The sequence below is a fragment of the Streptomyces sp. NPDC054961 genome, from assembly GCF_053609145.1.
In genome coordinates this window covers 1-26,978 of sequence record NZ_JBSGWY010000045.1, presented here as the reverse complement: position 1 = coordinate 26,978, position 26,978 = coordinate 1, and the positions used below count along the sequence as shown (strand labels likewise).

Annotated in this window: 21 protein-coding genes and 1 other RNA gene; 16 read left to right on the top strand and 6 right to left on the bottom strand. The window is 73.5% G+C overall.

The features are described 5' to 3' along the window. Positions 1–92: 92 nt before the first annotated feature. On the bottom strand, positions 93–3,872 hold the full coding sequence (locus ACWF9Z_RS30390) for an FHA domain-containing protein (protein WP_453607333.1): 3,780 nt from the start codon (positions 3,870–3,872) through the stop codon (positions 93–95). A gap of 383 nt (positions 3,873–4,255) precedes the next feature. Here ACWF9Z_RS30390 and ACWF9Z_RS30385 point away from each other — a divergent pair, with 383 nt between their 5' ends. Both ACWF9Z_RS30385 and ACWF9Z_RS30380 read left to right on the top strand, forming a co-directional pair. Beyond that, a complete protein-coding gene (locus ACWF9Z_RS30385; protein ID WP_453607331.1) occupies positions 4,256–6,070 on the top strand; it encodes a serine/threonine-protein kinase in 1,815 nt (604 codons plus the stop codon). A gap of 159 nt (positions 6,071–6,229) precedes the next feature. Next, complete coding sequence (locus ACWF9Z_RS30380) at positions 6,230–7,486, top strand: serine/threonine-protein kinase (protein WP_453607330.1); 1,257 nt, start codon at positions 6,230–6,232, stop codon at positions 7,484–7,486. 24 nt (positions 7,487–7,510) lie between these two features. On the opposite strand, the gene ACWF9Z_RS30375 is transcribed toward ACWF9Z_RS30380, so the two are convergent. After that, on the bottom strand, positions 7,511–8,578 hold the full coding sequence (locus ACWF9Z_RS30375; protein WP_453607327.1) for an isopenicillin N synthase family dioxygenase: 1,068 nt from the start codon (positions 8,576–8,578) through the stop codon (positions 7,511–7,513). Positions 8,579–8,893: 315 nt separating this feature from the next. Between ACWF9Z_RS30375 and prfB the strand changes: the two genes are divergently transcribed. Beyond that, positions 8,894–10,003, top strand: a complete 1,110-nt coding sequence (gene prfB / locus ACWF9Z_RS30370) for a peptide chain release factor 2 (protein WP_453607324.1) — start codon at positions 8,894–8,896, stop codon at positions 10,001–10,003. A gap of 104 nt (positions 10,004–10,107) precedes the next feature. Here the strand turns inward: prfB and ACWF9Z_RS30365 are convergent, their stop codons facing one another. After that, a complete protein-coding gene (locus ACWF9Z_RS30365) occupies positions 10,108–10,299 on the bottom strand; it encodes a hypothetical protein (RefSeq protein WP_453607323.1) in 192 nt (63 codons plus the stop codon). Positions 10,300–10,524: 225 nt separating this feature from the next. Here ACWF9Z_RS30365 and ftsE point away from each other — a divergent pair, with 225 nt between their 5' ends. From ftsE to ssrA, 5 genes are all read left to right on the top strand, one after another. Next, positions 10,525–11,214 (top strand): cell division ATP-binding protein FtsE, encoded by a 690-nt coding sequence (gene ftsE, locus ACWF9Z_RS30360; RefSeq protein WP_356653074.1) that lies wholly within the window; start codon positions 10,525–10,527, stop codon positions 11,212–11,214. A 17-nt stretch (positions 11,215–11,231) separates the two neighbouring features. After that, positions 11,232–12,155, top strand: a complete 924-nt coding sequence (gene ftsX, locus ACWF9Z_RS30355; RefSeq protein ID WP_356653072.1) for a permease-like cell division protein FtsX — start codon at positions 11,232–11,234, stop codon at positions 12,153–12,155. A 67-nt stretch (positions 12,156–12,222) separates the two neighbouring features. After that, positions 12,223–13,467: a S41 family peptidase gene (locus ACWF9Z_RS30350; protein WP_453607319.1), complete on the top strand. Its 1,245-nt coding sequence runs from the start codon at positions 12,223–12,225 to the stop codon at positions 13,465–13,467. An 18-nt stretch (positions 13,468–13,485) separates the two neighbouring features. Continuing rightward, positions 13,486–13,971 carry an SsrA-binding protein SmpB gene (gene smpB / locus ACWF9Z_RS30345; protein ID WP_356653068.1) on the top strand — a complete coding sequence of 162 codons (486 nt, stop codon included), beginning with the start codon at positions 13,486–13,488 and terminating at the stop codon, positions 13,969–13,971. A 147-nt stretch (positions 13,972–14,118) separates the two neighbouring features. Then, positions 14,119–14,507, top strand: a transfer-messenger RNA (tmRNA) gene (ssrA, locus tag ACWF9Z_RS30340). Between the two features lie 58 nt (positions 14,508–14,565). Here the strand turns inward: ssrA and ACWF9Z_RS30335 are convergent. From ACWF9Z_RS30335 to ACWF9Z_RS30325, 3 genes are read right to left on the bottom strand one after another with little or no spacing between them, the layout of a single operon-like run. Continuing rightward, positions 14,566–14,823 carry a Txe/YoeB family addiction module toxin gene (locus tag ACWF9Z_RS30335; protein ID WP_453607315.1) on the bottom strand — a complete coding sequence of 86 codons (258 nt, stop codon included), beginning with the start codon at positions 14,821–14,823 and terminating at the stop codon, positions 14,566–14,568. Then, positions 14,820–15,095 (bottom strand): type II toxin-antitoxin system Phd/YefM family antitoxin, encoded by a 276-nt coding sequence (locus ACWF9Z_RS30330; protein ID WP_453607313.1) that lies wholly within the window; start codon positions 15,093–15,095, stop codon positions 14,820–14,822. Before ACWF9Z_RS30330 ends, ACWF9Z_RS30335 begins: the two co-directional genes overlap by 4 nt. Before the next feature lie 27 nt (positions 15,096–15,122). Further along, positions 15,123–16,415, bottom strand: a complete 1,293-nt coding sequence (locus tag ACWF9Z_RS30325) for an MFS transporter (RefSeq protein WP_453607310.1) — start codon at positions 16,413–16,415, stop codon at positions 15,123–15,125. A gap of 87 nt (positions 16,416–16,502) precedes the next feature. On the opposite strand from ACWF9Z_RS30325, the gene ACWF9Z_RS30320 reads away from it, so the two are divergent. From ACWF9Z_RS30320 to ACWF9Z_RS30285, 8 genes are all read left to right on the top strand, one after another. Then, positions 16,503–17,525, top strand: a complete 1,023-nt coding sequence (locus tag ACWF9Z_RS30320) for a LysR family transcriptional regulator (RefSeq protein ID WP_453607390.1) — start codon at positions 16,503–16,505, stop codon at positions 17,523–17,525. 123 nt (positions 17,526–17,648) lie between these two features. Further along, positions 17,649–19,019 carry a nitrate/nitrite transporter gene (locus ACWF9Z_RS30315; RefSeq protein ID WP_453607308.1) on the top strand — a complete coding sequence of 457 codons (1,371 nt, stop codon included), beginning with the start codon at positions 17,649–17,651 and terminating at the stop codon, positions 19,017–19,019. Between the two features lie 147 nt (positions 19,020–19,166). Then, positions 19,167–20,351: a uroporphyrinogen-III synthase gene (locus ACWF9Z_RS30310; protein WP_453607306.1), complete on the top strand. Its 1,185-nt coding sequence runs from the start codon at positions 19,167–19,169 to the stop codon at positions 20,349–20,351. A 49-nt stretch (positions 20,352–20,400) separates the two neighbouring features. Then, positions 20,401–20,943, top strand: coding sequence for a GNAT family N-acetyltransferase (locus ACWF9Z_RS30305; protein ID WP_453607303.1), 543 nt, complete (start codon positions 20,401–20,403; stop codon positions 20,941–20,943). Positions 20,944–21,168: 225 nt separating this feature from the next. After that, the gene (locus ACWF9Z_RS30300) at positions 21,169–21,738 is read left to right on the top strand and encodes a CGNR zinc finger domain-containing protein (protein ID WP_453607387.1); all 570 of its coding nucleotides are present in this window, start codon (positions 21,169–21,171) and stop codon (positions 21,736–21,738) included. A 224-nt stretch (positions 21,739–21,962) separates the two neighbouring features. Then, a complete protein-coding gene (locus tag ACWF9Z_RS30295; protein ID WP_453607300.1) occupies positions 21,963–24,284 on the top strand; it encodes a HelD family protein in 2,322 nt (773 codons plus the stop codon). A gap of 529 nt (positions 24,285–24,813) precedes the next feature. Beyond that, the gene (locus tag ACWF9Z_RS30290; protein ID WP_453607298.1) at positions 24,814–26,238 is read left to right on the top strand and encodes a malic enzyme-like NAD(P)-binding protein; all 1,425 of its coding nucleotides are present in this window, start codon (positions 24,814–24,816) and stop codon (positions 26,236–26,238) included. A gap of 310 nt (positions 26,239–26,548) precedes the next feature. Then, positions 26,549–26,830 (top strand): HU family DNA-binding protein, encoded by a 282-nt coding sequence (locus ACWF9Z_RS30285; RefSeq protein ID WP_007264399.1) that lies wholly within the window; start codon positions 26,549–26,551, stop codon positions 26,828–26,830. Positions 26,831–26,978 lie beyond the last annotated feature (148 nt).

Genomic DNA, 26,978 nt, shown 5'->3' with positions numbered 1-26,978 from the left:
CGGTCCTGCCGGTCTTGCCAGTCCTGCCGGCCCGGCCCGGGAGCGCCGGCCCGGGCGGGCCCCCGCGGGCCGGGCGCCCGCCCGTCCGCCCGTCAGGGTGCGGGCGGGAACAGCACGGGTACGGCCGACACCAGGTGGGAGGCCCGGTCCAGGGCGCTGGCCAGCAGCGCCAGGTCGGTCGGGCCGTTGCCCAGCTCGCGCACGGGGCGGCGGGCCGGCGGATCGCCCATCCGCTCCCACTCCACCGGGACGACCGTCGGGCGCTGCGTCGCGGTCCGGGGGATCCGGCCGGTGACCCGGCCGCCCTGGAACGGGACCGTGCGGCCGTCGGCGTACCGGAGCACGCCGCGCCCGGGGCCCGGCTGGTCCGGGGCGTCGAGTTCCACGCGCAGGGTGGCGAGCCGGGCCAGTTCGGTGTCGGCGGTCCGGTCCGGACGGGCGCTGGTGGCCACCAGGTGCACCCCGAGCCGGGCTCCCTCGCGGGCCACCGCCTCCAGCGCGCGCACCACCGACCCGGCGGCGGGACGGCCCGTACTGCCCAGGCCCGGTGCGACCAGCGCGTCGAAGTCGTCCACCAGGACGACCAGGCGCGGCAGCGGACTCGGCCCCGCGGCCGGATCGCTGCGGACGGCCGAGGCGCGCAGCCGCAGGGTGCCGGTGCGCTGGGGTTCGAGATCGCCGCGCAGCTCGCCGGGGGTGGGCTGGCGGGGCGAGACCATCCGGTCGGACACCTCGCGCCGCGCGTGCCACTCGGGGAACGGCACCCCGTCCAGCAACTCCGCGCGCCGCTTCAGCTCGGCGCCCAGCGCTTGTGCGAACTCCCGCATGCGCAGCGGGTCCGAGGCGATGAGATGGGCCGAGACGTGCGGCAGCTCCGTGCAGGGCAGCAGCCCGTCGCCGCGCTCGCCGCCGGCCCCGTCGAGGAGGACCAGGCCGAGCCGGTCGGGGCGCGCGGCGGCCGACAGGGAGGCGGCCACGGAGCGCAGCAGCTCGGTGCGGCCGCTCCCGGCGGGCCCCTCGATCAGCACGTGGGGTCCGTCGGTGACGAGTTCGGCTCCCACCGGCCCGCGCAGGCCCGTGCCGAGCACGATCTCGGCGAGGCCGCCGACGCGCTGCCCCTGGTCGGTGGCGGCGGCCCAGCGGGCCATCAGGGAGGCCGGAGTGGCGCGGGCCAGCCCCAGCTCGTCGAGCAGCCGGGAGGTCGCGGGGAGGGCGGCCGCGGTGGGCCGGTATCCCTCGGTGGGCGGGGAGTCGGCCTTCAGCGGGGCCAGGGCGCGGGCGAACCGCTCGGCCCAGGCGACCGACACGGCGTCGGCGACGGCCGTCTCGCCGGGCGGCACGGGCTTGCCGCCGCGGACCGCGAAGGTCCGTACGGCCGTGGCCACGTCCCCGCTGAGGAGGGCGACCGCGGCGCAGTCCCGGAAGGCGGGGTTGGCCGCGCAGGCCGTCTCGTACGTCTCGGCGACGGGGGAGGCGGGGGTCGCGGCCGGGGACTCGGCGAGCGCGAGCAGGTGGATCCCGGCGGCGGGCCCGTGCGAGGCGAGGCGGCCGGTGAGGTCGCGGAGCGCGCCGGCGCCGGGGTCCCCGTCGAGGACGAGGAGGGTGTACGGGCCGCGGTAGGCGTTCGAGGCCTCGCGGACCGCGTCCGGACCGGCGCCGGCCCAGTGGGTGCCGAGGGGGCCGTCGTCGAGGCGGCGGGTCAGTTCTCCGACGCGGGCCGCCGCCTGATCGCGGTCGTAGGCGAGGAGCAGCCGGCAGTCCTGCCCGTGCGCGGGCCGTACGTGGGGCAGCCAGCCGAGCCAGCCCCAGTCGCGGCGGCGTTCGGCGAGGGGGCGGCCGCGGTCGGCGGCGATCAGCACGATCTCCAGCCGCTGGCCGGGGGCGTGCAGGGCGGCGAGCTGGGCGATGACGGAGCGGGCGACGCCGGTCAGGCGGGCCCGCGGGCCCGCGATGCCGAGGGCGCCGGCCTCCAGGAGCGCGACCTCGCTGCCGACGCCGAGCGTGACGTCGAGCCCGGGGGGTCCGGCCCACAGGCGGGGGGCCGGGCCGAGGGCGGTGAGCAGCAGCGCGGCGGGATCGTCCGCCCCGGGGCGGACGGTGACGGAGGCGGCCGCGCCCGCGTGGGCCGCCGCCGCGGCGACGGCCTCCACCTGCGCGGAGTCCTCGCCGCGGACCCACTTGCGCGCCCAGGCGCCGATCCCGCGCCGGGGCCGCCGGGGTTCGGGCGAAGCGGCCCCGTCGCCCCGGTCCGGTTCGGGGGTGACGTCGGGCGCCGCCCATCCGCCGTCGCCGTGGTGTTCCACACCGGTGGCGTGCGCGTGGTGCCGGCCGGTGCCCGGCCGCTCCGCGGCGGAGCCGCCCCGTCCGCGCGGGTCCGTGTCGGGGGCGTCCCGGTCCGCCCCGCCGTACGGGGCCGCGGGCCGCTCGGGGTCAGGGGCGGCGGGGCCCCCGCTCCGGGAGGAAGCCTGGTGAGCCTGGTGGGGGAAGGGCCCCTGTGGCATCGGGCCGGTTCCGGGGCCTCCGCCGGGCGAGCCTCCGGGGCCGCCGCCCCGGCTCGCGCCGGACCAGGGGCCGGATCCCTGGGCTCCGGGGTGGGATCCCGGGCCGGGACCGCCGGTTCCGCCGGATCCGCCGGGACCGGTGTCGCTCCGGCCGGTGTCCGTGCCGGACCAGGGGCTCGTCCCCGTGGTGCCGCCGCCGGTGTCCGTGCCGGACCAGCCGTTCGTCCCCGTGCTGCCGCCGCCCGTGTCCGTATCGGACCGGCGGCTCGTTCCCGCGTCGGTCCCGCCGGTGTCCGGGCCGGACCGGGCGCCGGTTTCGCCGCTCCCGGCTCCGGCTCCGCGGGCTCCGCCGGGGGAGCCCGCGGGGCGGCGCCGGCTCGCCTCCGGCCAGGCGTCGGATCCCCGGGAGGTTCCCGGGTCCTCGCCCGGGGAGCCTCCGTGAGCTCCTCCGCTCACGCCCGGCCAGGCGTCGGGCGCCGGGTGGGATCCCGGTCCGGATCCGCCGGTCCCCGCGCCGGGCAGGGCCGTGGAGGGCCGGCCGGCTCCCGTGGCGGGGCCGTTGCCGGGCCCGCCGGGCGCCGTGGCCCCGGTGCCGTCGTCCCCGGTGCCCGGGGAGGCCGTCCGGGTGTCGCCCGCCAGGGTGAGGGAGAGGTGTCCCTCCAGGTCCGGGGTGAGCGGGAGGGACGGGGGCGTCGGTCCCGCGGCCAGGCGCAGCGTGGATTCGCCGATCCGCAGGAGCGCGCCGGGGGCCAGGGGCACCGGCGCCGCGCCGACCTCCGCCGCGTCGAGCGTCGTGCCGTTCGTCGATCCGAGGTCGGCCACCGCCACCCGCCCGTCGGGCAGGACGGTGACGGCGCAGTGCAGCCGCGAGACGTCGGGATCGTCCAGCGGGACGTCCGCGTCGGCCGAGCGGCCGATCCGGATCGCCCCCGGGTGCAGCAGGTGCACCCCGCCCGCGTCGGGTCCGGCCACGACGTGCAGCCGGGGCACGTCCCCGGGCCCGGCGTCCGCCAGTACCTCGGGACCGGGCAGGTGCAGCGAGAGCACCGCCCCGTCCACGAGCGGCGGTTCGCCGAGCGCGCACCGGGCGGGATCGAGCCGCTCCGTACCGGCGTACAGCACGACCGTGCCCCCGGTGTCCGGGCCGCCGACGGTCGCCGCGAGCCCGGAGGCCACCGCGGACAGCGCGGTGCCCGCGGGCGCGGTGACGAGCACGTCACAGCTCGACGGCGCGGCGGCGGAGGTGGTGGAGGTAGCGGCCGTGTGGTGGCCGCTGCGCGACCCCGAGCCAAGGACGGTCAGCCGGATCTGCATCGCCGTCAGCGGTCCCTTCTGCGCGGTGCGCGGTGCGTGCGCCCGGCAGGGATCCACGGGACGACGGCATGGATGCCGTGCGTGCCCGTCCGCCCCCACCCGGCACGGACGCGTCGTCCGGTCAGGTCTGCCCGGAAGGCAGGGCTCCCGTCCCGGCCGTTCCGTACGGGTGCATCCTCGCACCTGTCGCGGACGACACGCCCGGCGCCCACCGACAAGTGATCTTGATCGGTCGCCGTCCCGCACCGGACCTGCAACCGGGCCGGTCGGATACAGACACCGGGGTGCGCAAAATCGCCCCTGGCATACGCCGCAATCGTCATCCTTCGCGCATATGTACGGCAACCAACCTTCGGTGCCCCGCGTCTTCCCTCGGGACACCCCCTAGAGTGGGCCGGAAAAACCATCGCCGAAATCGACGACAGCAGGGAGCGCGCGACGTGCGGCCAGTCGGCAGTAAATATCTGCTCGAGGAGCCGCTCGGACGCGGCGCCACGGGCACCGTCTGGCGCGCCCGCCAGCGGGAGGCCGCCGGCGCGGAGGCCGCAGTGGCCGGCCACCCCGGCGAGACCGTGGCCATCAAGGTCCTCAAGGAGGAGCTGGCCCAGGACGCGGACATCGTCATGCGGTTCCTGCGCGAGCGCTCCGTCCTGCTGCGGCTGACCCACCCGAACATCGTCCGCACCCGCGACCTCGTCGTCGAGGGCGATCTCCTCGCTCTGGTCATGGACCTCATCGACGGTCCGGACCTGCACAAGTACCTCCGCGAGAACGGGCCCTTCACCCCGGTCGCGGCGAGCCTGCTGACCGCCCAGATCGCGGACGCCCTCGCCGCCAGCCACGCCGACGGCGTGGTCCACCGCGACCTGAAGCCCGCCAACGTCCTGCTCGACGAGAGCGACGGCCAGATGAAGCCGATGCTCACCGACTTCGGCATCGCGCGGCTGGCCGACTCCCCGGGCCTGACGCGCACGCACGAGTTCGTCGGCACCCCGGCCTACGTGGCCCCCGAGTCCGCCGAGGGCCGCCCGCAGACCTCCGCCGTCGACATCTACGGCGCCGGCATCCTGCTCTACGAGCTCCTCACCGGCCGCCCGCCCTTCGCCGGCGGCACCGCGCTGGAGGTCCTGCACCGCCACCTCAGCGAGGAGCCGCGCCGCCCGGCGAACGTGCCCGAGCCGCTGTGGACGGTCATCGAGCGCTGCCTGCGCAAGGAGCCGTACGAGCGCCCGAGCGCGCAGAGCCTGGCGCGCGGCCTGCGCGTCGTGGCCTCCGGCATCGGCGTGCACTCCACGGTCACCGAGGTCGAGGCCGCCCTCGGCGTCGGCGCGCTGCTCGCCCCGGACACCTCGCCCGCGCCGGTCCCCGCGACCCCGGGCGGCCACGCTTCCTCGGACGCGACGCAGGTGCTGCCCGGAGCCTCCCCCCTGGGGGCCTACGACCCCAACGGCATGACCAGCGTGCTGCCGCCCGTCGGCGCGGCCGACGCGACGTCCGTGCTGCCCTCCACCGGCGGTCCGGGCGGCCCGGGCGGCGCGCCGGGCGCGGACCCCACCTCGGTGCTGCCGCCCGTGCAGCGGCCGGACCAGCCGCACCCGTGGGAATCGCAGATGCGGGCGGCCCGCGACCGCAACGAGCAGACGCAGATGCAGTACCTCGACCCGAGCGAGGACCCGCTGCGCAGGCGGCCGCAGCGCCAGGCGCCCCCGTCGCAGGCGCCCCAGCAGCGGCCCCAGCAGCCTCCGCAGCAGCAGCCGTACCGGCAGGGGCCGCCGCCCCAGCAGCAGCAGTACCAGCAGCCGCAGCAGCGGCCCCAGCAGGCCCAGCAGTACGGGCAGCAGCAGTACGCGCCGCAGCCCCCGCCGCAGCACTACCAGCCGCAGCAGTACCAGCCCCAGCAGTACCAGCAGCCGCAGCAGTACCAGCCGCAGCAGCAGCAGCCCCAGTACCGCCAGCCCCAGCAGCAGCCCCCGCAGGGCCCGCCGCCGCGGCAGCAGCCGGCCGAGCGGGAGCCGCGCGAACCCCGTCGGCGCAGCGCGAACCCGGTCAAGATCCCGGGTCTGGGCTGTCTGAAGGGCTGCCTGGTGCTGATCCTCGTGTTCTTCGTCGCCGGCTGGCTGGTCTGGGAGCTCACCCCGCTCCAGGAGTGGGTCGGCACCGGCAGGGGCTGGTGGGACCAGGTGTGGACCTGGGGCTCGGACGTCGCGGACTGGGTCGGCACGATCGGCGACTCCACGGGCGGTACGACCCCCTGAACCGGCCCGAACCGGACCCCGGAGCACTGACTTCGTGGATTTGTCGACTTCTGGGACGTGATTTCGCCCGCAGAAGTGAAGGTCGCCGCGATCCGTGGACTCCAACCCCCACCCGGCCGCGTAGCTTTGGCACGTACGCCAGCCGCTGAGGGAGCAGTCTTGGCACGGAAGATCGGCAGCCGGTACACCGCGCACCAGATCCTGGGGCGCGGCAGCGCGGGCACGGTATGGCTGGGCGAGGGGCCGGACGGCCCCGTCGCCGTCAAACTGCTGCGCGAGGACCTCGCGTCCGACCAGGAACTCGTCGGACGCTTCGTCCAGGAGCGCAGCGCGCTGCTCGGACTGGAGCACCCGCACGTCGTCTGCGTCCGCGACCTCGTCGTGGACGGCAACGACCTCGCCCTCGTCATGGACCTCGTCCGCGGTACGGACCTGCGCACGCGCCTCGACCGCGAGCGGCGGCTCGCCCCCGAGGCGGCCGTGGCGATCGTCGCGGACGTCGCGGACGCGCTGGCCGCGGCCCACGCGGCCGGGGTCGTGCACCGGGACGTCAAACCGGAGAACGTCCTGCTCGACATGCAGGGCCCGCTCGGGCCGGGCGGCGCGCATCCGGCGCTGCTCACCGACTTCGGCGTGGCCAAGCTCATCGATTCCCCGCGGCGGACCTCCGGCGGACGGGTCTCCGCCCCCACCACGCGGATCATCGGGACGCCCGACTACCTGGCGCCCGAGATCGTCGAGGGGCTGCCCCCGCGCGCGGCGGTGGACATATACGCCCTCGCCACCGTCCTCTACGAGCTGCTGGCGGGGTTCACGCCGTTCGGCGGCGGGCACCCCGGGGCGGTCCTGCGCCGCCACGTGACCGAGACGGTGGTCCCGCTGCCGGGGATCCCCGACGAGCTCTGGCAGCTGATGGTGCAGTGCCTGGCGAAGGCCCCCGCCTCGCGGCTGCGCGCCTCGGAGCTCTCGCTGCGCCTGCGGGACCTGCAGCCGCTGCTGGCCGGGATGCCGCCGCTGGACGTGGACGAGCCGGACGAGCCGGAGCCGGCCGAGCCACCGGAGCCGGAGTCCGCGGGCGATCCGGTCCGGCGCCGGGGCGTGGTCCCGCTGGTACCCGGCTCCGGTTCCTCGACCGACTCCAACCGCGACACCCACACGTCCATGCGGGTGCCGGGTCCGGACGAACTGGCGGGCGGCGCGCTGGGGACCGCCCGGGTCCCGCGGCCCGCGGGCGGCCACCGGCCGGGCTCCGCGCGGCACCGGGCCGAGACGGTGCGCAAGCGGAGGCTGGCGCTGTCGGTGGCGGCCGTCGCGCTGGCCGCCGCTCTCGGCGTGGGCGGCTGGCTCGCGGCCTCCTCGGACTCGCAGTCCCCGCCGCCCCGGGACGGCAAGCAGTCGGGCTCGACGGCCCCGTAGCCCCCTGGGCGCGGGGGCACGGGCCTACGCGCCCACCAGCTCCGGGTGCCAGCGCCGCGCCACCGTCGGGTGGGCGCGGACCCAGCCCTTCAGCTCGTTGCGGCCGTACTCCGCGTGCAGCGGGTTCGACGCGTCGTGCGCGACTCCGGGCGCCGACCGCAGGTAGTCGCCCGGGACCGTGTCCACCACCGCGTCCAGCCGGGGGTTGTAGAAGAACGGCACCGAGTACCGCTCCACCGCCCCCCGCGGGCTCACGACGCGGTGGTCCGTCGCCGTCAGGTACCCCTCGGTCGCGATCTCCAGCAGCTCGCCCAGGTTGACCACGAAGGCCCCCGGCAGCGGCGGTATGTCGACGTACGCCCCGTCCCGGACCACCTGGAGCCCGCCCACCGAGTCCTGCAGCAGCAGGGTCAGGAAGCCGTAGTCCTTGTGGGCCCCGACCCCCTGGTCGGTGCCCGTCGGCGCGGATCCCGGGTACCGGATCAGCTTCGTGTGCAGGTGGGGACGGTCCGCGAAGGCCGCGTCGAAGAAGTCGGAGGGCGCGCCGATCGAGGCCAGCAGCTCCTGGAGCAGGCGGTGGGCGACCGCCGCAAGCCGGGACTGCCACTCCAGCACCACGGCCCGCAGCTCGGGCAGCGCCGCCGGCCACTGGTTCGGGCCCTCCAGCCACAGGTACGCCGGGTCGTCCGGCCCCACCACCGGCGCCGGCCGCTCCGCGCCCACGTCCAGCTGGTCCCGCCAGTCGGAGGAGCCGCCCGTCAGCTCGTGCCCGATGCGGGTGTACCCGCGGAAGTGCGGGGAGTTCAGATTGCTCACGGCCAGCCGGTCGGCCTCCGGGAGCGCGAAGAAGGCCCTGGTCAGTTCCAGGATCCGGGAGGTCTCGGCGGCGGTGATGCCGTGCCCGGTCAGGTGCAGGAAACCGCTGTCCCGGGCGGCCGCGTGCAGCTGCTCGCGGAAGGAGTCGCGCAGGGCGGGATCGTCGGCCCGGGAGAGGTCCAGAACCGGGAGCGAGGGCTGCGGCGCGGACGGCGCGGACGGCGCTGCGGAGGAAGGGAAGGACGACGAGGAGTCGGAGGAAGGCGCGGACTGCATGACGGCTCCGTTTCGGATGTCACGGGGTCCTGTCCCCAGGGGTGGCGGGGGCCGCGGCTGGGGAGGGTCGCCGGCAGGGTTGGCGCCGGGGACCGCGGGGGCCGCGTAGCAGGACCAAGTCGGATCGGGGTGGATCAGGCTTGGAGCAGGTCCGGCGGCAGACAGCTCGTCGTCGTGACGCGCATGTGGTCCACATGGCGGCGCTTGACGAGGAGGACGGTCATACGGTGAGCGTACGCCCGTTCGCCTCCACACCAGAACGGGTGATTCGGCCTGCCCGGAGAGCGGCCCCCGGGGACCGGCTACGCTGGACCCGTGGCAGTCGTCGATGTTTCCGAAGAGCTGAAGTCCCTCTCCTCGACCATGGGGTCGATCGAGGCCGTCCTGGACCTCGACAAGCTGAGGGCGGAGATCGCCGTGCTCGAGGAGCAGGCCGCCGTGCCGTCCCTGTGGGACGACCCGGAAGCCGCCCAGAAGATCACGAGCAAGCTTTCGCACCTCCAGGCCGAGGTCCGCAAGACCGAGAACCTGCGGGGACGCATCGACGACCTCGCGGTGCTGTTCGAGCTCGCCCAGGAGATGGACGACGCGGACACCCTCGCGGAGGCGGAGGCCGAGCTGGTCTCCGTGCGCAAGGCGCTGGACGAGATGGAGGTCCGCACCCTGCTCTCCGGCGAGTACTCCGAGCGCGAGGCGCTGGTCAACATCCGTGCCGAGGCCGGCGGCGTGGACGCCTCCGACTTCGCCGAGCGCCTGCAGCGCATGTACCTGCGCTGGGCCGAGCGACACGGCTACCCGACCGAGATCTACGAGACCTCGTACGCGGAAGAGGCCGGCATCAAGTCGACCACCTTCGTGGTCAAGGCCCCGTACGCGTACGGCACCCTCTCCGTGGAGCAGGGCACCCACCGCCTCGTCCGGATCTCGCCCTTCGACAACCAGGGCCGCCGCCAGACCTCCTTCGCGGGCGTCGAGGTGCTGCCGGTCGTCGAGTCCAGCGACCACGTCGAGATCGACGAGGGCGAGCTGCGCGTCGACGTCTACCGCGCGTCGGGCCCCGGCGGCCAGGGCGTCAACACCACCGACTCGGCCGTGCGCATCACGCACCTGCCGACCGGCATCGTGGTGTCCTGCCAGAACGAGCGCTCGCAGATCCAGAACAAGGCCAGCGCCATGAACGTCCTCCAGGCCAAGCTGCTCGAGCGGCGCCGCCAGGAGGAGAAGGACAAGATGGACGCCCTCAAGGACGGCGGCAGCTCCTGGGGCAACCAGATGCGGTCCTACGTCCTGCACCCGTACCAGATGGTCAAGGACCTGCGGACGGAGTTCGAGGTCGGCAACCCGCAGGCGGTGCTCGACGGCGAGATCGACGGCTTCCTCGAGGCCGGCATCCGCTGGCGCAAGCAGCAGGAACAGACCGCGTAAGCGGACCGCGCGAGCGGACAGGAAGGGCCCGGACACCGTGCAGGTGTCCGGGCCCTTCCGCTGAGCCGGGTGCTCGTTCGATCGGGACGTGGCGGCTGGAGCAGCTACACCGTGTGCTGCGCCACCAGGGCCAGAGCGGCCACCAGGATCACCAGCAGCGCGATGAGCGCCGCCGGGTTCAGGCCGCCGGAGGGGCCCTCCTGCTGGAGGCGCTGCCTGCTCGCCCGGCACACCGGGCAGCGGCCCTGGCTGACGGGTGCGGCGCAGTTCGCGCACACGAGCCGGTCAAATGTCATGCGCTCCTCCTTTCGTCCCCTCGGTTACAACGACAGGCGGAACGGGTCCGTTCCCCTCCCACTGTGCCAGCTCCGCCGACATTAGGCGCGGCCCGCCCGTACAATCACGGTCGCGCACCCCTCGGACCAGGGGATATATCGGGCAACTCCGGACCTCGGGTCCACACCTCGCGCCTGTTCGCGTATGGTCACGGTCACCTACTCCCGGCGACCGTGGTGCACACCGTGATCCGATTCGACAACGTCTCCAAGTCCTACCCGAAGCAGAGCCGCCCCGCACTCAGAGATGTCTCACTGGACATCGCTAAGGGCGAGTTCGTCTTCCTGGTCGGGTCCTCCGGCTCCGGCAAGTCCACCTTCATGCGGCTCATCCTGCGTGAGGAGCGGGCGAGCCAGGGCCAGGTCCACGTCCTGGGCAAGGACCTCGCCCGGCTCTCCAACTGGAAGGTTCCGCACATGCGGCGCCAGCTGGGGACCGTCTTCCAGGACTTCAGGCTCCTGCCCAACAAGACGGTGGCCGACAACGTGGCCTTCGCCCAGGAGGTCATCGGCCGGCCGCGCGGAGAGATCAAGAAGGCCGTCCCCCAGGTCCTGGAACTCGTCGGCCTCGGCGGCAAGGAAGACCGGATGCCCGGCGAGCTCTCCGGCGGTGAGCAGCAGCGCGTGGCCATCGCCCGCGCCTTCGTCAACCGCCCGGCCCTGCTGATCGCGGACGAGCCCACCGGCAACCTGGACCCCCAGACCTCCGTCGGCATCATGAAGCTGCTGGACCGGATCAACCGGACCGGCACCACCGTGATCATGGCGACCCACGACCAGCAGATCGTCGACCAGATGCGCAAGCGCGTCATCGAACTCGAGCAGGGCCGTCTCGTCCGCGACCAGTCGCGCGGCGTCTACGGCTACCAGCACTGAAAGGCTCCTGAGACGCGATGCGCGCCCAGTTCGTCATGTCGGAGATCGGGGTCGGTCTCCGCCGCAACTTGACCATGACCTTCGCGGTCATCATCTCCGTGTCCCTGTCGCTGGCCCTCTTCGGCGGCTCCCTGCTCATGCGCGACCAGGTGAGCAAGATGAAGGGCTACTGGTACGACAAGGTCAATGTCTCGATCTACCTCTGCAACAAGAACGACGCCGAGGCCACCAACGGCGCCTCCTGCTCCAAGGGCGCGGTGACGCCGGAGCAGAAGCAGGCCCTGGAGACCGAGCTCAAGGGAATGGACCTCGTCGAGAACGTCATCTACGAATCCTCCGACGAGGCCTTCAAGCACTACAAGGAGCAGTTCGGGCACACCGCCCTGGCCGCGTCCATCACCCCGGACCAGATGCCGGAGTCCTTCCGGGTGAAGCTCAAGCAGCCCGAGAAGTACAAGGTGATCACCACCTCCTTCTCCGGGCGCGACGGCGTCCAGTCGGTCGAGGACCAGCGCACCGTCCTGGACAACCTCTTCCGGCTGCTCGGCTACCTCAACGTGGCCGCCCTCGGCATCATGCTGATCATGCTGATCGTGGCGCTGCTGCTGATCGTCAACACGGTGCGCGTCTCGGCCTTCAGCCGTCGGCGCGAGACCGGGATCATGCGGCTCGTGGGCGCGTCCAGCTTCTACATCCAGGTGCCGTTCATCATGGAGGCCGCCTTCGCCGGCCTCATCGGGGCCCTGCTCGCCTGCGGCATGCTCGGCGCGGGGCAGTACTTCGTGATCGACCACGGTGCCGCGCTGCGCGACAAGATGGAGCTCATCAACTTCATCGGCTGGGACTCGGTCCTGACCAAGCTGCCCCTGGTGCTCGTCATCGGTGTGCTGATGCCCTCGCTGGCCGCCTTCATCGCGTTGCGCAAGTACCTGAAGGTTTGACGAGCGCCCCGCGTGCGGAACGGTCAATCCTCCGTGCCGCCGCGGGGCTTGTCCTAGACTCGGCGCCATGCCGGCTCTGCCCGCCTTCTGTCTCCGGCCCCGCGACCTGCGTCGCGGGGCCGCATTGACGTTGGCCTTCTGCGCGGCCGTCGGCGCCGGGGTCTGCACGGGCAGCTGGGTCCCCGGCCGCGCTGACGGCGTCGCCTCCTCCTCCGTCCTGGCGGCCCGTACGGGACCTTCCGCGGGCACCGGCTCCCGCGGTGCGGCCTCCGGGCAGGGCGGGGACGAGGCGTCCGGAGCGCCCGGCGGGGCGGGCACCGCCGACCGGGACGCGGTGGCCCGCGCCGCGGCGGAGGCCGCCGCCGAGGGCAAGTCCGGCAAGGAGGCCGCCGAGGAGGTGGTCAGCCGCAGCGGTGACCGCTGGGGCATGGTCTACGACCAGAGCGAGTACGAGGCCTTCTCCGAGGAACTCGACGGCCGCTGGACCGGGGTGGGCCTGTGGGCCGTACGGACGCGCGACGGCCGCATCGCGGTCGACCGGGTCCAGCCCGGCGGCCCCGCCGACCGGGCCGGCCTGCGCGCCGGGGACCGGCTGCTGAGCATCGACGGGCAGGGCGTGACCGGGCTGCGGGTCGCCGAGGTGGTGGCCCTGCTGCGCGGGGCGGCCGGCACCCCCGTGGTGCTGAAGCTGACCCGGGACGGAGCCGGCCTCACCGAGACCGTGCGGCGCGAGGAGCTGCGCGCCGAGCCGGTGAGCGTCCGGGAGATCCCGGGCGGGATCACCGTCATCAAGGTGGCCTCCTTCACCCGGGGCTCCGGCGAGCGGGTCCGCGCCGCCGTCCGCGCCGCCCCGCCCGGCGGCGGGTTCATGCTCGACCTGCGCGGGAACACGGGCGGGCTGGTGACCGAGGCGGTGACGGCCGCCTCCGCCTTCCTGGACGGCGGGCTCGTGGCGACGTACGACGTGCGCGGCGACCAGCACGCCCTGTACGCCGCCCCGGGCGGCGACACGGACCGGCCGCTGGTGGCCCTGATCGACGGCGGCACGATGAGCGCGGCCGAGCTGGTGACCGGGGCCCTCCAGGACCGGGGCCGCGCGGTGGCGGTCGGCACCCGCACCTTCGGCAAGGGCTCGGTGCAGATGCCGACGGAGCTCGCGGACGGTTCGGTGGCGGAGCTGACGGTGGGTACGTACCGGACTCCGGGCGGCCGGAGCCTGGACGGCGGCGGCATCGCCCCGGACCTGACGGCGGCGGACGGGGCCGAGGACCGGGCCCGCAGGGTATTGAGTGGCCTCGGGGTGGGTCCGTAGTGCGAAAATGACCGCACTATGGCTAAGGAAACAGGGCGCAAGCTGATCGCCCAGAACAAGAAGGCGCGGCACGACTACACGATCATCGACACCTACGAGTGCGGTCTCGTGCTCACGGGTACCGAGGTCAAGTCCCTGCGCCAGGGACGTGCCTCGCTGGTGGACGGCTTCGTGTCGGTGGAGAGCGGCGAGGCCTGGCTCTACAACGTGCACGTGCCGGAGTACAGCCAGGGCACCTGGACCAACCACAGCGCGCGGCGCAAGCGCAAGCTCCTCCTGCACCGCGAGGAGATCGACAAGCTGGACTCGAAGACGGGGGAGACGGGCAACACGATCGTGCCGCTCTCCCTGTACTTCAAGGACGGCCGGGCGAAGATCGAGATCGCGCTGGCGAAGGGCAAGAAGGAGTACGACAAGCGGCAGTCCCTGCGGGAGAAGCAGGACACGCGCGAGACGAACCGGGTGATCTCGGCCGTGAAGCGCAAGGAGCGCGGCCAGCTTTAATGTCCTGGCACGCGGTGGTCCACTTCGCGTACCATGGCGTCAGCACCACGCGCTTGCGGGTGGTGGCTTCGAGAGCAGGACCTGGCGAGACCGGTACGACCGGTGGAGCCGCCAGGACTTGTTGCCTAACTGAATAGCGTGAAACATGGGGATGATCGGTTTCGACAGCGGATGTCGATGTAGGGGAAGCGAGCCGAGAAAGCGGCAATGATCTCGTTAACCATATGTCGCAAACAATAATCGCCAACTCCAAGAGCGATAACTCCCGCTTCACCCTCGCTGCCTAATAACAGTGAGCTGAAGCCTCTGTGAGGAGCGTCAGCCCGGAAGTGGTCCCGGTCCGGATCCTGGCGTCAACAAGGGATCTAAACCTCTAACTCCGGTCACGGGGGATAGAGGGAAATCAAACAGTGACTGAGCCCGTCGGAGACTTGTCCGTGTGATCTCCGGGGCCGAGAAAAGCGCAGCGGAATGCGCTCGGAGAAGCCCTACTTCTGCACCGTTGGACGCGGGTTCGATTCCCGCCATCTCCACAACCCCATGTTGCACAAAGGCCCCGCGGCCATCAGGCTGCGGGGCCTTTGTCATGTGGTGTCAGTAGTGGTAGCGCGCCTTGAGGATCTTGACTTCCTTCTCGTCCGCCCGGTAGACCAGCCGGTGTTCGTCGTCGATCCGACGGGACCAGTAACCCGATAGCTCGCCCTTCAGTGGCTCGGGCTTGCCGATCCCGCCGAACGGGTCGCGCTGGATCTCGCCGATCAGGCGGGTGATCCTGCGGGCCATCTTCCGGTCCGCGGCGAGCCAGAAGAGGAAGTCGTCCCAGGCGGCGGGGTCGAAGTGGACGCTCCTCACTCCTCGCCCCCGGCCATCTCCCTCAGCTCCTCCAGCGTCCTGGCGACGGCGGGCGCGCCCTCACGGTCGCGGGCGACCGCTTCCATCAGGCGCTTCGCGTTCTCCGGGGATCGGAGCAGGTAAACGGTTTCCTGCCACGAGTCGTAGTCGTCGGCGGCCATGAGGACGGCGTCGCCACCCTTGGAAGTGATGCGCACCGGGGTGTGGTCGGTGTTGACACGCTCGATGAGGGGGAAGAGGGTCGCCCTGGCTTCGCTGGCGCTTATGGACATGGCGTCTCCATTCTCGACGGTACGGATTTACGGTACCAGTCTCGTACCGAAAACTCGTACCGATCCCGAGATGCCGATGGAGAGGGCCAGCAGGGCCGCCGTCGCCGGGAGGGCGTACGGGGCGGTCGTGCCCAGGTGGTCGATCGCGGCTCCGGCGGTCGCGGAGCCGGCGGCGATGCCGGCGAAGATCGCGGTCACGGCCAGGGTCATGCCCTCGTTGAGCCGGCCGGGCGGCGTCACCGCGTGGATCCGGGACATCGCGGTGACCATGACCGGAGCGGTGGCCATGCCGGCCAGCAGCAGCGCCAGGGCCAGCGGGATCAGGGAGCCGGTGGCCGCCGCGGCCCAGGGCAGGGTCATGGCTCCGGCCAGGGCGGCCAGGCAGGTGGGGAGCGCGCGCGGGCGGAGGGTTCCGTAGAGCAGGCCGGCCGCGCAGGAACCCGCCGCCTGGAGGGCGAGGACGGGGCCCGAGAGCGCGCCGAGGCCGTGGGAGCCGAGGTGGGCGACGGAGGTGATCTCCAGCGAGCCGAACATCGTGCCGAGGACGAAGAACAGCGGCAGCAGCCACTTCAGGGTCCGCAGCGGGGAAGCGCCCCGGACCGCGGGGGACGGCGGGGGCTCCGTCGCCCGGTGGGCGGTGAAGACCAGCATCCCGGTGAGGAGCAGGGCGGCGCCCGCGAGCGTGCCCGCCTCCGGGAACGCGGCGGTGCAGAGGAACGCGGCGACCACCGGGCCGAGCATGTACGCCAGCTCGTCGGCGGCCTGTTCGAAGGACATCGCCGTGTGGTGGTCGGCGGGGGAGCCCTTGAGCAGGTGCGTCCAGCGGGCGCGGGACATGCCGCCGATGTTGGGGGTGGTCGCGGTGGCCGCGTAGGAGGCGAACAGGGTCCAGGCGGGGGCCTGGGTGCGCACGCACACCACCAGGGAGAGTGAGCCGAGCACGGCGATCAGGGTGGCGGGGACGGCGACGCGCGCCTGCCCGTGCCGGTCCACCAGCCGGGCCGTCCAGGGGGCCACGACGGCCGTCGCGGCCAGGCCGGCGGCCACGACCGCGCCGGCCAGTGCGTACGAGCCGCGCTGGCCCGCGATCATCATGACGGCGCTGATCCCGAACATGCCCATGGGCAGCCGGGCGATGAGGTTCCCGGTGGTGAAACCGCGGGTGCCCGGGACGGCGAAGAGCCGCCGGTACGGGCCGGGGGAGCGGACGGACCGGACCGGGCGCGGCGCGCGGGAGGGGCGGAGCGCCGGGTCGGCGGCGAGGACCAGGGTGGCGCCGGTGACGGTCATCCGCGCGGGCGTGGTGGGCGTGGTGGGCATGACAACAGGGTTCCGCCCGGTGGGCCTCGCGGTCCAACACCTGTTCCCGCGCGATTCACCGCTCCGCGTTGTTAGTCTCCCCGGGTGATGCCCCGAGACCTCGACCCCCGGCTGCTGCGCTCCTTCCTCGCCGTGGCGCAGGAACTGCACTTCACCCGCGCCGCCGCCCGGCTCTACATCGCCCAGCAGGCCCTCAGCCGCGACGTGCGCCGGCTCGAGCAGGCCCTGGGCACGACCCTGCTGGCCCGCACCACCCGGGCCGTCGAGCTGACCGCCGACGGGGAGCGGCTGCTGCCGCTGGCCCGCCGGGTCCTGGCCGCCCACGAGGAGCTCGCCGCCGCCTTCGCCGCGGACGCCGGATCCCGCCCGCTGCTCGTCGACCTGAACACCGACGGCCCCGGCACCGCCCGCGAGGTCCTGGAGCGGGCCCGCGAACTCGCCCCCGACTGCGAGCTGATGGCCCGCTTCGAGTCTGGGCTCACCCATGCCGCCGCCGAGATCGCCGCCGGCCGCCTCGACGTCTCCTTCGGCTACGCCGACGGCCTCGGCCCGGCGCTGCGGGCCGGCCTCGCACAGGTGCCCGTACGGTACGAACCGCTCGCGGTGCTGCTGCCCGACGGGCACGCGCTGGCCGCGCGGGAACGCGTACCGCTGGACGCGCTCGCCGGGGAGACCGTGTACGCGGGGGCCGGCAATCCGCGGACCCTGGAGTGGACCGGGCTCGCGCTCGAGCTGTTCGCCGGACGGGGGATCCGGGCGGCGCCGCCCGCGCCGGTGGCGGTCGGCAAGGACGAGTTCCGCCGGGTCATGGTGAAGACCGGGAACCCGGTCCTGGCCACGGTGGACTTCGCCGATCTGCCCGGCTGCGTGAAGCGGCCGCTGACCGGCCCGGTCCCGCTGTCGCCGCTCGCGATGGTCTGGCGCAAGGGTCTGCGCCACCCCGGCCTGGACGCGCTGCGCGCCGCCGCGGCGCAACTCGCGGCCGGGCACGGCTGGCTGGAGGTGCCACCGGACAGCTGGCTCCCCGGTGGCGCCTCCCCGCTCCCGCCGGCGCCCGCACGCCCGTCCGCCCCGGGAGCCGCGCTCACACCGGGGCCCGGCGGCGGGTGAGTGCAAGGTTTCCCGGTGGTCATCAGCCGGGGACCCGGACCGAAACGAGCCGTTCCTACCGTCGTGACCACGGACGAGACGTGATGTGACGCGACGCGATCGCAGCAGCCGGGGAGGCGTGTGATGACCAGTAGGACCGCACCGCGTAAAGGGAGCCGCTGGATCGAGCGGTGGGAACCCGAGGACGAGACCTTCTGGAGGGAGACGGGCGAGAAGACCGCCCGGCGCAACCTGGTCTACTCCGTGCTCTCCGAGCACATAGGCTTCTCGATCTGGTCCCTGTGGTCGGTGATGGTCCTCTTCATGACCCCCGCCTACGGGATCGACCCCGCCGGGAAGTTCTTCCTCATCGCGACCGCCACCTGCGTCGGCGCCCTCGTCCGGGTCCCCTACACCTTCGCCGTGGCCCGCTTCGGCGGCCGCAACTGGACGGTCGTCAGCGCCCTGCTGCTCCTCGCACCGACCGCCGCCGCGTGGCTGGTCATGGAGCCCGGCACCTCGTACGGCACCTTCCTGCTGGTGGCCGCGCTGACGGGCGTCGGCGGCGGGAACTTCGCCTCCTCGATGACGAACATCAACGCGTTCTTCCCGCTGCGCAAGAAGGGCTGGGCGCTCGGCCTCAACGCGGGCGGCGGCAACATCGGCGTCCCCGTCGTCCAGCTCGTCGCCCTGCTGGTCATCGGCACGGCCGGGGCCGGCCACCCCAGGCTCCTGCTCGGTGTCTACCTCCCGCTCATCGTGATCGCGGCCACGCTCGCCGCGCTGCGGATGGACAACCTGGCGCCCGTGCGCAACGACACCGGCGCCGTGCGCGAGGCCGTCCGCGACGCCCACACCTGGATCATGGCGTTCCTGTACATCGGCACCTTCGGGTCCTTCATCGGCTACAGCTTCGCCTTCGGGCTGGTCCTGCAGACGCAGTTCGGCCGCACCCCGCTCCAGGCGGCCTCGCTCACCTTCATCGGGCCGCTGCTCGGCTCGCTGATCCGGCCGGTCGGCGGGGCCCTCGCGGACCGGTTCGGCGGGGCGCGGATCACCCTGGGCACGTTCGTGGCGATGGCGGCGGCCACCGCGGTGGTGATCCTGGCCTCCGTACGGGAGTCCCTGACGGTGTTCCTCGTCGGCTTCGTGGCGCTCTTCGTCCTCAGCGGGCTCGGGAACGGCTCCACGTACAAGATGATCCCCGGCATCTTCCAGGCGAAGGCCCTGGCGCGCGGCATGAGCGGCACGGACGCGGCCGCCTACGGGCGGCGGCTGTCCGGGGCCTCCATGGGGCTCATCGGCGCGGTCGGCGCCCTCGGCGGACTCGGCATCAACCTGGTCTTCCGGGAGGCCTTCCTCAGCTCCGGGTCGGGCACGGCCGCCTTCGTGACCTTCCTCGCCTTCTACGCGGTGTGCTGCGCGCTCACCTGGGCCGTATACCTTCGCCGGCCCTCCCGCACGACGGTCAGTACGGCGGGCTCGGAGCCGAAGCCGCAGCTCACCTCGGTGTAACGGCGGCCGGCCAGCGGTTAACGGCACCGAAATACGCGTGAACCGAGCCTGATACGCCCCCAGGGCAGGCTCGGTTCACGCGAACGCGATCCCGGCGCCGGTTCCGGGCCGGGTCCGGACCCCGACCACTGCGCGAGGCAGGTCACCATGCACGACACCCCCACCGGGCCGGCCGCGGACACGGCTCCCGTCCCGAACCCGGACCCGGCAGCGCCCACCGGGCCGCTCGCGGGCTTCACCATCGGGGTCACGGCCGCCCGCCGGGCCGACGACCTGATCGCCCTGCTGCGCCGCCGCGGGGCCACCGTGCTGCACGCGCCCGCCCTGCGGATCGTCCCGCTCGCCGACGACGCCGAGCTGCTCGCCGCGACGAAGGAACTCATCGGCTGCGCACCCGACGTGGTGGTGGCCACGACCGCCATCGGCTTCCGCGGCTGGATCGAGGCCGCGGACGGCTGGGGACTCGGGGAGGAACTGCTCGGGCGGCTGCGGGAGACCGAACTGCTGGCGCGCGGGCCGAAGGTCAAGGGGGCGATCCGCGCCGCCGGACTGGTGGAGACCTGGTCCCCGGGATCGGAATCCCTCGCCGAGGTACTGGACCGGCTGCTGAGCGCCGGGGTGGCCGGCCGGCGCATCGCCCTCCAGCTGCACGGGGAGCCGCTGCCCGGGTTCGTCGAGGCGCTGCGGGCGGGCGGGGCCGAGGTGGTCGGCGTACCGGTGTACCGGTGGATGCCCCCCGAGGACCTCGGCCCGCTGGACCGGCTGCTCGACGCGGTGATCGCGGGCGGGGTCGACGCGGTGAGCTTCACCTCCGCGCCCGCGGCGGCGTCCCTGCTGTCGCGGGCCGGGGACCGGGGCGTACGCGAACCCCTGCTCGCGGCGCTGACCGGCGGCTCGGTGCTGTCGGCGTGCGTGGGCCCGGTGACGGCCGTGCCCTTGCAGGCCGAGGGGATCGACACGGTCCAGCCGGAGCGGTTCCGGCTCGGACCCCTCGTCCAGCTGCTGTGCCAGGAACTCCCCGGCCGGGCGCGGGTGCTCCCGGTGGCGGGACACCGGCTGGAGCTGCGCGGCCACGCGGTCCTCGTCGACGAGGGGCTCCGTCCGGTCCCGCCGGCCGGCATGGCCCTGCTGCGGGCGCTGGCCCGCCGGCCGGGCTGGGTCGTGGCCCGCTCCGAGCTCCTGCGCGCCCTGCCTGGCGCGGGCCGCGACGAGCACGCGGTGGAGACGGCGATGGCCCGCCTGCGCGTCGCGCTCGGCGCGCCGAACCTGATCCAGACGGTCGTCAAGCGCGGCTACCGCCTGTCGCTGGACGCGGGGCCCTGCGCGGACTGAGGGCGTACGGAGCCGTCTCCGCGGCCCCGCGGTCCGTTAATGTGCCCGGATGTTCATCAACGGTGTGGAGATGCGGGACACCCGCCTGGAGGACGCCGCCGGGCTCGCCGGGGTACTGGTGCGCAACCGGGCGTACATGGCGCCCTACGAGCCCCTCCGGACCGAGGCGTTCTACACCGAGGCCGGGCAGCGGGCGCGGATCGGGGAACTGCTCGCGGAGCGGGACGCCGGACGGGTCCGCCCGTACGTGCTCCTCGCCGGCGGCACGCCCATCGGGGCGATCAACCTCGGTTCCATCGCGCTCGGGCCGCTGTGCAGCGGCGGCGTCGGCTACTGGATGGATCAGGCCTGGACCGGCAAGGGCCTGGCCACGGCCGCCCTGGAGGAGGTCTGCCGGATCGCCCGCGACGAGGTCGGACTGCACCGGATCGAGGCCGGGACCCGGGTCGAGAACCTGGCCTCGCAGCGGGTACTGGCGAAGGCGGGCTTCGAGCAGTACGGGCTCGCGCCCCGCTACCTGCACGTCGGCGGGGCCTGGCAGGACCACCGCCTCTTCCAGCTGCTCCTGCACGACGACCCGCCGGCCCTCTAGTGCCGCGTCAGGCAACGTCCGCCCCGTCGCGACGCCCGGCACGCACGCTCGCCGCACCGGCCGAAAGCCCGAGTACGTCCCGTACGAGCGCTTGCGGCCGGCACGCCGAGAGCACGCACCGGACGCCGCTCCTCAAGGGGCAAACCTTGCCCGACGCGGCACTAGTACTCCGCGGAGCGGACGGGCACTCTGGGGGAACGCCCCAAGCGTGAGGCGGTGACGGGCATGTGGTTCGACTCCGGGCGGATCTGTCTGGACCTGGTGGCCACCTTCGAACCCCACGGGAGGACCGAGGGGATCCGGGACGGCGACGCGCTGCGGTTATGGCTCGCCGGGGCCGGGCTGGTGCCCGACCGGACGCCGATAGCGCGGGTCGGCGCCGACTGGGTGCCGGCCTTCCGGGCGCTGCGCGCCGACGTCGAGGACCTCGTACGGGCCGAGCTCGCCGGAGCCGCGCCGCCCGGAGCCGCGCTGGCCCGGGTCAACGCGGCGGCCGCCGGTCCACCCCCGGGACTGTGTGCCGTACAGGACCAAGAAGGTCACCTCGTACGGGAGTTGTGCGGCGGAGTGGAATGCGCCGGGCTGCTCGCCGCCGTGGCCCGGGACGCCGTGGAACTGCTCACCGACCCCGGCGACCGCGCGCTGCTGCGGGCCTGCGAGGGCGAGGGGTGCGCCCGCGTCTACCTCGACACCTCGCGCGGCCACCGGCGCCGCTGGTGCTCCAGCGAACGGTGCGGCAACCGCGAGCGCGTGGCCCGCCACCGGCGCCGCGTGCTCGAAGCGCGCCCCGGTTAGGGGGTGTCCGCCCGGAGCGCTCCGGGTCCGGTGCCGGGGTCCGGTGCGGTGTCCGGTCCGGTGTCCGGTGCGGGGTCCTGCCAGGGTCCTTCCGGCGGCGGTCCGGGACCCGTCCGCGAGTGATCTTCGTCTTGTTCCGCGAGCCTTCCCGGAACGGGGCGTGCGCACAGGGGCCCCTTCGCGTACGGTTGACGGTCGCCCATGCACGTCAGAAAGGGGCCTTGGTGGCCGCGCAGAATGCCGCTGTCGACAGCACGGCGGATTCCGTCCGCGATCGGGAGATCGCGGTCGAGCAGACGCATCTCGATCACGTGTACCGACGCCTTGAGGAGAAGATCCACGAGGCGGAGTTCCTGATGAACGACGCCGCCAAGCGTGGCCAGGTCGGCACGCCCGGCGCGCTCGCCGAGCGGGACGCACAGGTCTTCCGCGCCGGAATCCATCTCAACCGTCTCAACAGCGAGTTCGAGGACTTCCTCTTCGGCCGCGTCGACCTGGTCCTCGGCAAGGACGGGGAGCGGGGCCCGGACGGCGCGTTCACCTCCGTCGACCCCGCCGACGACGCGATCCGCGCCGACCTCACGGCCGACATCGCCGAAACGCTCCACATCGGCCGCATCGGGGTCCTCGACTCCGACTACGCGCCGCTCGTCATCGACTGGCGGGCCCCCGCGGCCGCGCCGTTCTACCGTTCCACCCCCAAGGACCCCGGACGCGTCGTGCGCCGCCGCGTCATCCGCTCCAAGGGCCGCAAGGTGCTCGGCGTCGAGGACGACCTGATGCGTCCCGAGGTCACCGCCTTCCTCGACGGGCGGGAACTGCCCGTCATCGGCGACGGCGCCCTGATGGCCGCCCTCGGACGGGCCCGCACGCACTCGATGCGGGACATCGTCTCCTCCATCCAGGCCGAGCAGGACCTCGTCATCCGGGCCCCCGCGGCCTCGGTCGCCGAGGTCGCGGGCGGACCGGGCACCGGCAAGACCGCCGTCGCCCTGCACCGCGCCGCCTACCTGCTCTACCAGGACCGGCGCCGCTACTCCGGCGGCATCCTCATCGTCTCCCCGACCCCCCTGCTCGTCGCCTACACCGAGGGCGTCCTGCCCTCCCTCGGCGAAGAGGGCCAGGTCGCCATCCGGGCGCTCGGCTCCCTCGTCGACGGGGCCGAGGCGACCACGTACGACGATCCCTCCACGGCCCGGATCAAGGGCTCGTCCCGGATGCTGAAGGTGCTGCGCAAGGCGGTACGGGGCGCCCTGGAGCTCGGCGGCCGGAGCGGCGCCCCCGCCCCGGACCGGCTGCGCGTGGTGGCCTTCGGGCGCCGCCAGGAACTGGAGGCCGGCGACCTCGACCGGATCCGGCAGAACGTCCTGTCCGGCACCGCGCCCGTGAACCTGCTGCGCCCGCGCGCCCGCAAGCTCCTGCTGGACGCGCTCTACTCCAAGTCCGGCGGGGCCGGCCGGCACAGCGACCCGGAGCTCGCCGCCGAACTGCGCTCGGCCTTCGACGAGGACATCTCGACGGAGGACGTCTTCATCGAGTTCCTCGACGCCTGGTGGCCCGAGCTGACCCCGCGCGGGGTGCTCGCCTCCATGGCCGACGAACGGCGCCTGGGCCGCTGGTCGCGCCGGGACCTGAACCCGCGCGAGACCCGCCAGCTGGCGCGTTCGCTGCGCCGGGTGGGCCCGGACGGCAAGGGCCCGCTGTCGGTGCACGACGTGGCGCTGCTGGACGAACTCCACCAGCTGCTCGGCGCGCTCGCGCGGCCCAAGCGCAAGCGCGAGCAGAGCCCGCTGGACCAGCTGAGCGGGCTGGAGGAGCTGATGCCGACCCGCGAGGAGACCCAGTGGGAGCGGGCCGAGCGGCTCGCGGCGGAGCGCACGGAGTACGCGCACGTCATCGTCGACGAGGCGCAGGACCTGACGCCGATGCAGTGGCGGATGGTCGGCCGCCGGGGCCGGATGGGCACCTGGACGGTGGTCGGTGACCCGGCGCAGTCCTCGTGGACGGACCCGGAGGAGGCGGCGGCCGCGCGGGACGAGGCCCTGGGCTCCCGGCCGCGCCGGCGCTTCACCCTGACCGTGAACTACCGCAACCCGGCCGAGGTCGCCGAGGTCGCGTCGCGGGTCCTGAAGCTGGCGGCTCCGGACACGGAGCCGCCGACGGCGGTGCGCTCCACGGGACTTCGGCCCCGGTTCGCCGCGGTCGCGGAGGACCTGCGCGAGACCGTCCGGGAAGAGACCCGGCGGCTGCTGGAGCAGGTCGACGGCACGGTGGGCGTGGTCGTGGCGATGGACCGCCGGGCGGAGGCCGCGGACTGGCTGGCGGACCTGGGGGAGCGGGCGGTCGCGCTGGGCAGCCTGGAGGCGAAGGGCCTGGAGTACGACGCCACGGTGGTCGTCTCCCCGGCGGAGATCGCGGACGAGTCCCCGGCGGGCCTGCGGGTGCTCTACGTGGCCCTGACGCGTGCGACGCAGCAGCTCACCGTCATCTCCACCGCGCTCGACACCCCGGACGCGGAGGGCGTCGCGGCGCTGCTCCAGCCGTAGCGGGAGCCGCGGCCGGAGCGGAGTGCGGCGGGGCGGATCGCGGTCCGGGGGCTGTTCACAGCCGGTCCCCGGACCCGCCCGGGGCCTCGTAGGGCCGGATGGGCGGCGGCCAAGGGCGTGGTCCGCGGAACCCGGTGGCGGGAGGGGGCTCGCTTCCGGCGAACCTTTGTTAGCCTGGGTTACGGCACCGACTCGATCCAAGCCCCCGGGCCCAACCTTCGTCGCCTAGAGCGACCACTTGCCGCGAGGCGAGCATGGCGGGTCGGTGTCATAGACGTGCGGAACAGGTCTGCCCCCATCGCGGAAGCGGTGGGGGCAGACCTGTTTTGCGTGGCCGAGAGGGTTCCGTGAGATCGTCAAATCTCGTATGGTGGAAGTGTCTTTCCGAAATTTGTAGCTGGTTACCTTGTACCGGCTGGTAGGTGGGACGATCGGACAACAGGTCCTGCCGCGCCTGCCGGGATTCCGGCCGGTGCGGGGCGGGATCTCGTGTGTACAGAAGAACCAGGAACAGAAGAGGAACACGGCCATGGCAACGGCGCCCAGCGTCTCGTACTCGATGACGGTCCGCCTGGAAGTGCCCGCGAGCGGAACCGCGGTCTCCCAGCTCACCACCGCCGTGGAGTCCTCCGGTGGGTCGGTCACCGGCCTCGACGTGACCGCATCCGGCCACGAGAAGCTCCGTATCGACGTCACCATCGCCGCGACCTCCACGGCGCACGCGGACGAGATCGTCGAGAAGCTGCGCGGGATCGAGGGCGTCAGCCTCGGCAAGGTCTCCGACCGCACCTTCCTGATGCACCTCGGCGGCAAGATCGAGATGGCGTCCAAGCACCCCATCCGCAACCGCGACGACCTCTCGATGATCTACACCCCGGGCGTGGCCCGCGTGTGCATGGCGATCGCCGAGAACCCCGAGGACGCCCGCCGTCTGACCATCAAGCGCAACTCCGTCGCAGTCGTGACGGACGGCAGCGCCGTCCTGGGCCTCGGCAACATCGGCCCGATGGCCGCGCTGCCCGTGATGGAGGGCAAGGCGGCCCTCTTCAAGCGCTTCGCGGGCATCGACGCGTGGCCGATCTGCCTGGACACCCAGGACAGCGACGAGATCGTCGCGATCGTCAAGGCGATCGCCCCGGGCTTCGCCGGCATCAACCTGGAGGACATCTCCGCGCCCCGCTGCTTCGAGATCGAGGCCCGCCTGCGCGAGGCCCTCGACATCCCCGTCTTCCACGACGACCAGCACGGCACCGCCATCGTCGTCCTCGCCGCCCTCACCAACGCGCTGCGCGTGGTGGGCAAGGCAGTTGGCGACGTCAAGGTGGTCATGTCGGGCGCCGGCGCGGCCGGTACCGCGATCCTCAAGCTGCTGCTCGCGGCGGGCGTCAAGAACGCGGTCAGCGCCGACATCCACGGCGTCGTGCACGCGGACCGCCCGGACCTCGTCGACGCGGCCGCGGACTCCCCGCTGCGCTGGATCGCCGACAACACCAACCCCGAGGGCTACACGGGCACCCTGAAGGAGGCCGTGGCCGGCGCCGACGTGTTCATCGGCGTCTCGGCCCCGAACGTCCTGAACGGCGAGGACGTGGCCGCCATGGCGGAGGGCGCGATCGTGTTCGCGCTCGCGAACCCGGACCCCGAGGTGGACCCCGCGGTCGCCCGCCAGACCGCCGCCGTCGTGGCCACCGGCCGCTCCGACTTCCCGAACCAGATCAACAACGTGCTGGTCTTCCCCGGCGTCTTCCGCGGCCTGCTGGACGCCCAGTCGCGCACGGTGAACACCGACATGATGCTGGCCGCCGCGGCCGCCCTCGCCGACGTGGTCGGCGAGGACGAGCTCAACGCGAACTACATCATCCCCTCGGTCTTCAACGACAAGGTCGCGGGCGCGGTCGCCGGAGCCGTCCGCAAGGCCGCTTCGGGCGCCGTGGCGGCCCCCACCTCGGTCTGATCCCCGGCGCGTCGCGGGATGCGGGCCCCCCGGGCCGCCTCTAGGGTTGCGGGGATGCCCGCGTGGTCCGCGGTCCGCACCGGCCGGAGACCCTTCCGGTGCGGACGGAGCGTCACCGCGGCGTGACTGTGGCGCTTTTCGTGTGACCCCGGCGGGTGCCGGATTGGCTTTCCCGCCGCTGGTGGGGGCAGGATGCGTAACCGGGCGAGAGGGTCTGACGTCAGACCCGGGTCCGGGGACTGTCCTAGGGCCCTGGCAGCATCGGCTTCGATCTCACGCCTCTAAGGCACGTTGAACACGGGAGTACAACATGAACCGCAGTGAGCTGGTGGCCGCTCTTTCCGAGCGCGCCGAGGTGACCCGCAAGGACGCCGACGCCGTTCTGGCCGCGCTCGCCGAGACCGTCGGCGAGATCGTCGCCAAGGGCGACGAGAAGGTCACCATCCCCGGCTTCCTGACCTTCGAGCGCACCCACCGTGCCGCTCGCACCGCGCGCAACCCGCAGACCGGCGACCCCATCCAGATCCCGGCCGGCTACAGCGTGAAGGTCTCCGCGGGCTCCAAGCTCAAGGAAGCCGCCAAGGGCAAGTAGTACGTCCTTGTGCCGGGAGCCGTACAGGCCCCCGGGACGGCAGTAGTACGTAGTACGCGAGAGGCGGGGCCCCCCGCCCCCGGGGGCGCCCCCCCGCGGAGCCCCGGGCGCCCCGGGGGGCCCGCGGGCCCGACCCCCCCCCCCCGCG

What these genes read in the sequence shown, in the direction of transcription:
- ACWF9Z_RS30310 (WP_453607306.1), top strand. Translation starts at nt 19,167, where the DNA reads ATGCACGACACCCCCACCGGGCCGGCCGCGGACACGGCTCCCGTCCCG.
- ACWF9Z_RS30375 (WP_453607327.1), bottom strand. Translation starts at nt 8,578, where the DNA reads ATGCAGTCCGCGCCTTCCTCCGACTCCTCGTCGTCCTTCCCTTCCTCC.
- ACWF9Z_RS30330 (WP_453607313.1), bottom strand. Translation starts at nt 15,095, where the DNA reads ATGTCCATAAGCGCCAGCGAAGCCAGGGCGACCCTCTTCCCCCTCATC.
- ACWF9Z_RS30350 (WP_453607319.1), top strand. Translation starts at nt 12,223, where the DNA reads ATGCCGGCTCTGCCCGCCTTCTGTCTCCGGCCCCGCGACCTGCGTCGC.
- ACWF9Z_RS30285 (WP_007264399.1), top strand. Translation starts at nt 26,549, where the DNA reads ATGAACCGCAGTGAGCTGGTGGCCGCTCTTTCCGAGCGCGCCGAGGTG.
- smpB (WP_356653068.1), top strand. Translation starts at nt 13,486, where the DNA reads ATGGCTAAGGAAACAGGGCGCAAGCTGATCGCCCAGAACAAGAAGGCG.
- ACWF9Z_RS30300 (WP_453607387.1), top strand. Translation starts at nt 21,169, where the DNA reads ATGTGGTTCGACTCCGGGCGGATCTGTCTGGACCTGGTGGCCACCTTC.
- ACWF9Z_RS30290 (WP_453607298.1), top strand. Translation starts at nt 24,814, where the DNA reads ATGGCAACGGCGCCCAGCGTCTCGTACTCGATGACGGTCCGCCTGGAA.
- ACWF9Z_RS30365 (WP_453607323.1), bottom strand. Translation starts at nt 10,299, where the DNA reads ATGACATTTGACCGGCTCGTGTGCGCGAACTGCGCCGCACCCGTCAGC.
- ACWF9Z_RS30315 (WP_453607308.1), top strand. Translation starts at nt 17,649, where the DNA reads ATGACCAGTAGGACCGCACCGCGTAAAGGGAGCCGCTGGATCGAGCGG.
- ACWF9Z_RS30325 (WP_453607310.1), bottom strand. Translation starts at nt 16,415, where the DNA reads ATGCCCACCACGCCCACCACGCCCGCGCGGATGACCGTCACCGGCGCC.
- ACWF9Z_RS30320 (WP_453607390.1), top strand. Translation starts at nt 16,503, where the DNA reads ATGCCCCGAGACCTCGACCCCCGGCTGCTGCGCTCCTTCCTCGCCGTG.
- ACWF9Z_RS30305 (WP_453607303.1), top strand. Translation starts at nt 20,401, where the DNA reads ATGTTCATCAACGGTGTGGAGATGCGGGACACCCGCCTGGAGGACGCC.
- ftsX (WP_356653072.1), top strand. Translation starts at nt 11,232, where the DNA reads ATGCGCGCCCAGTTCGTCATGTCGGAGATCGGGGTCGGTCTCCGCCGC.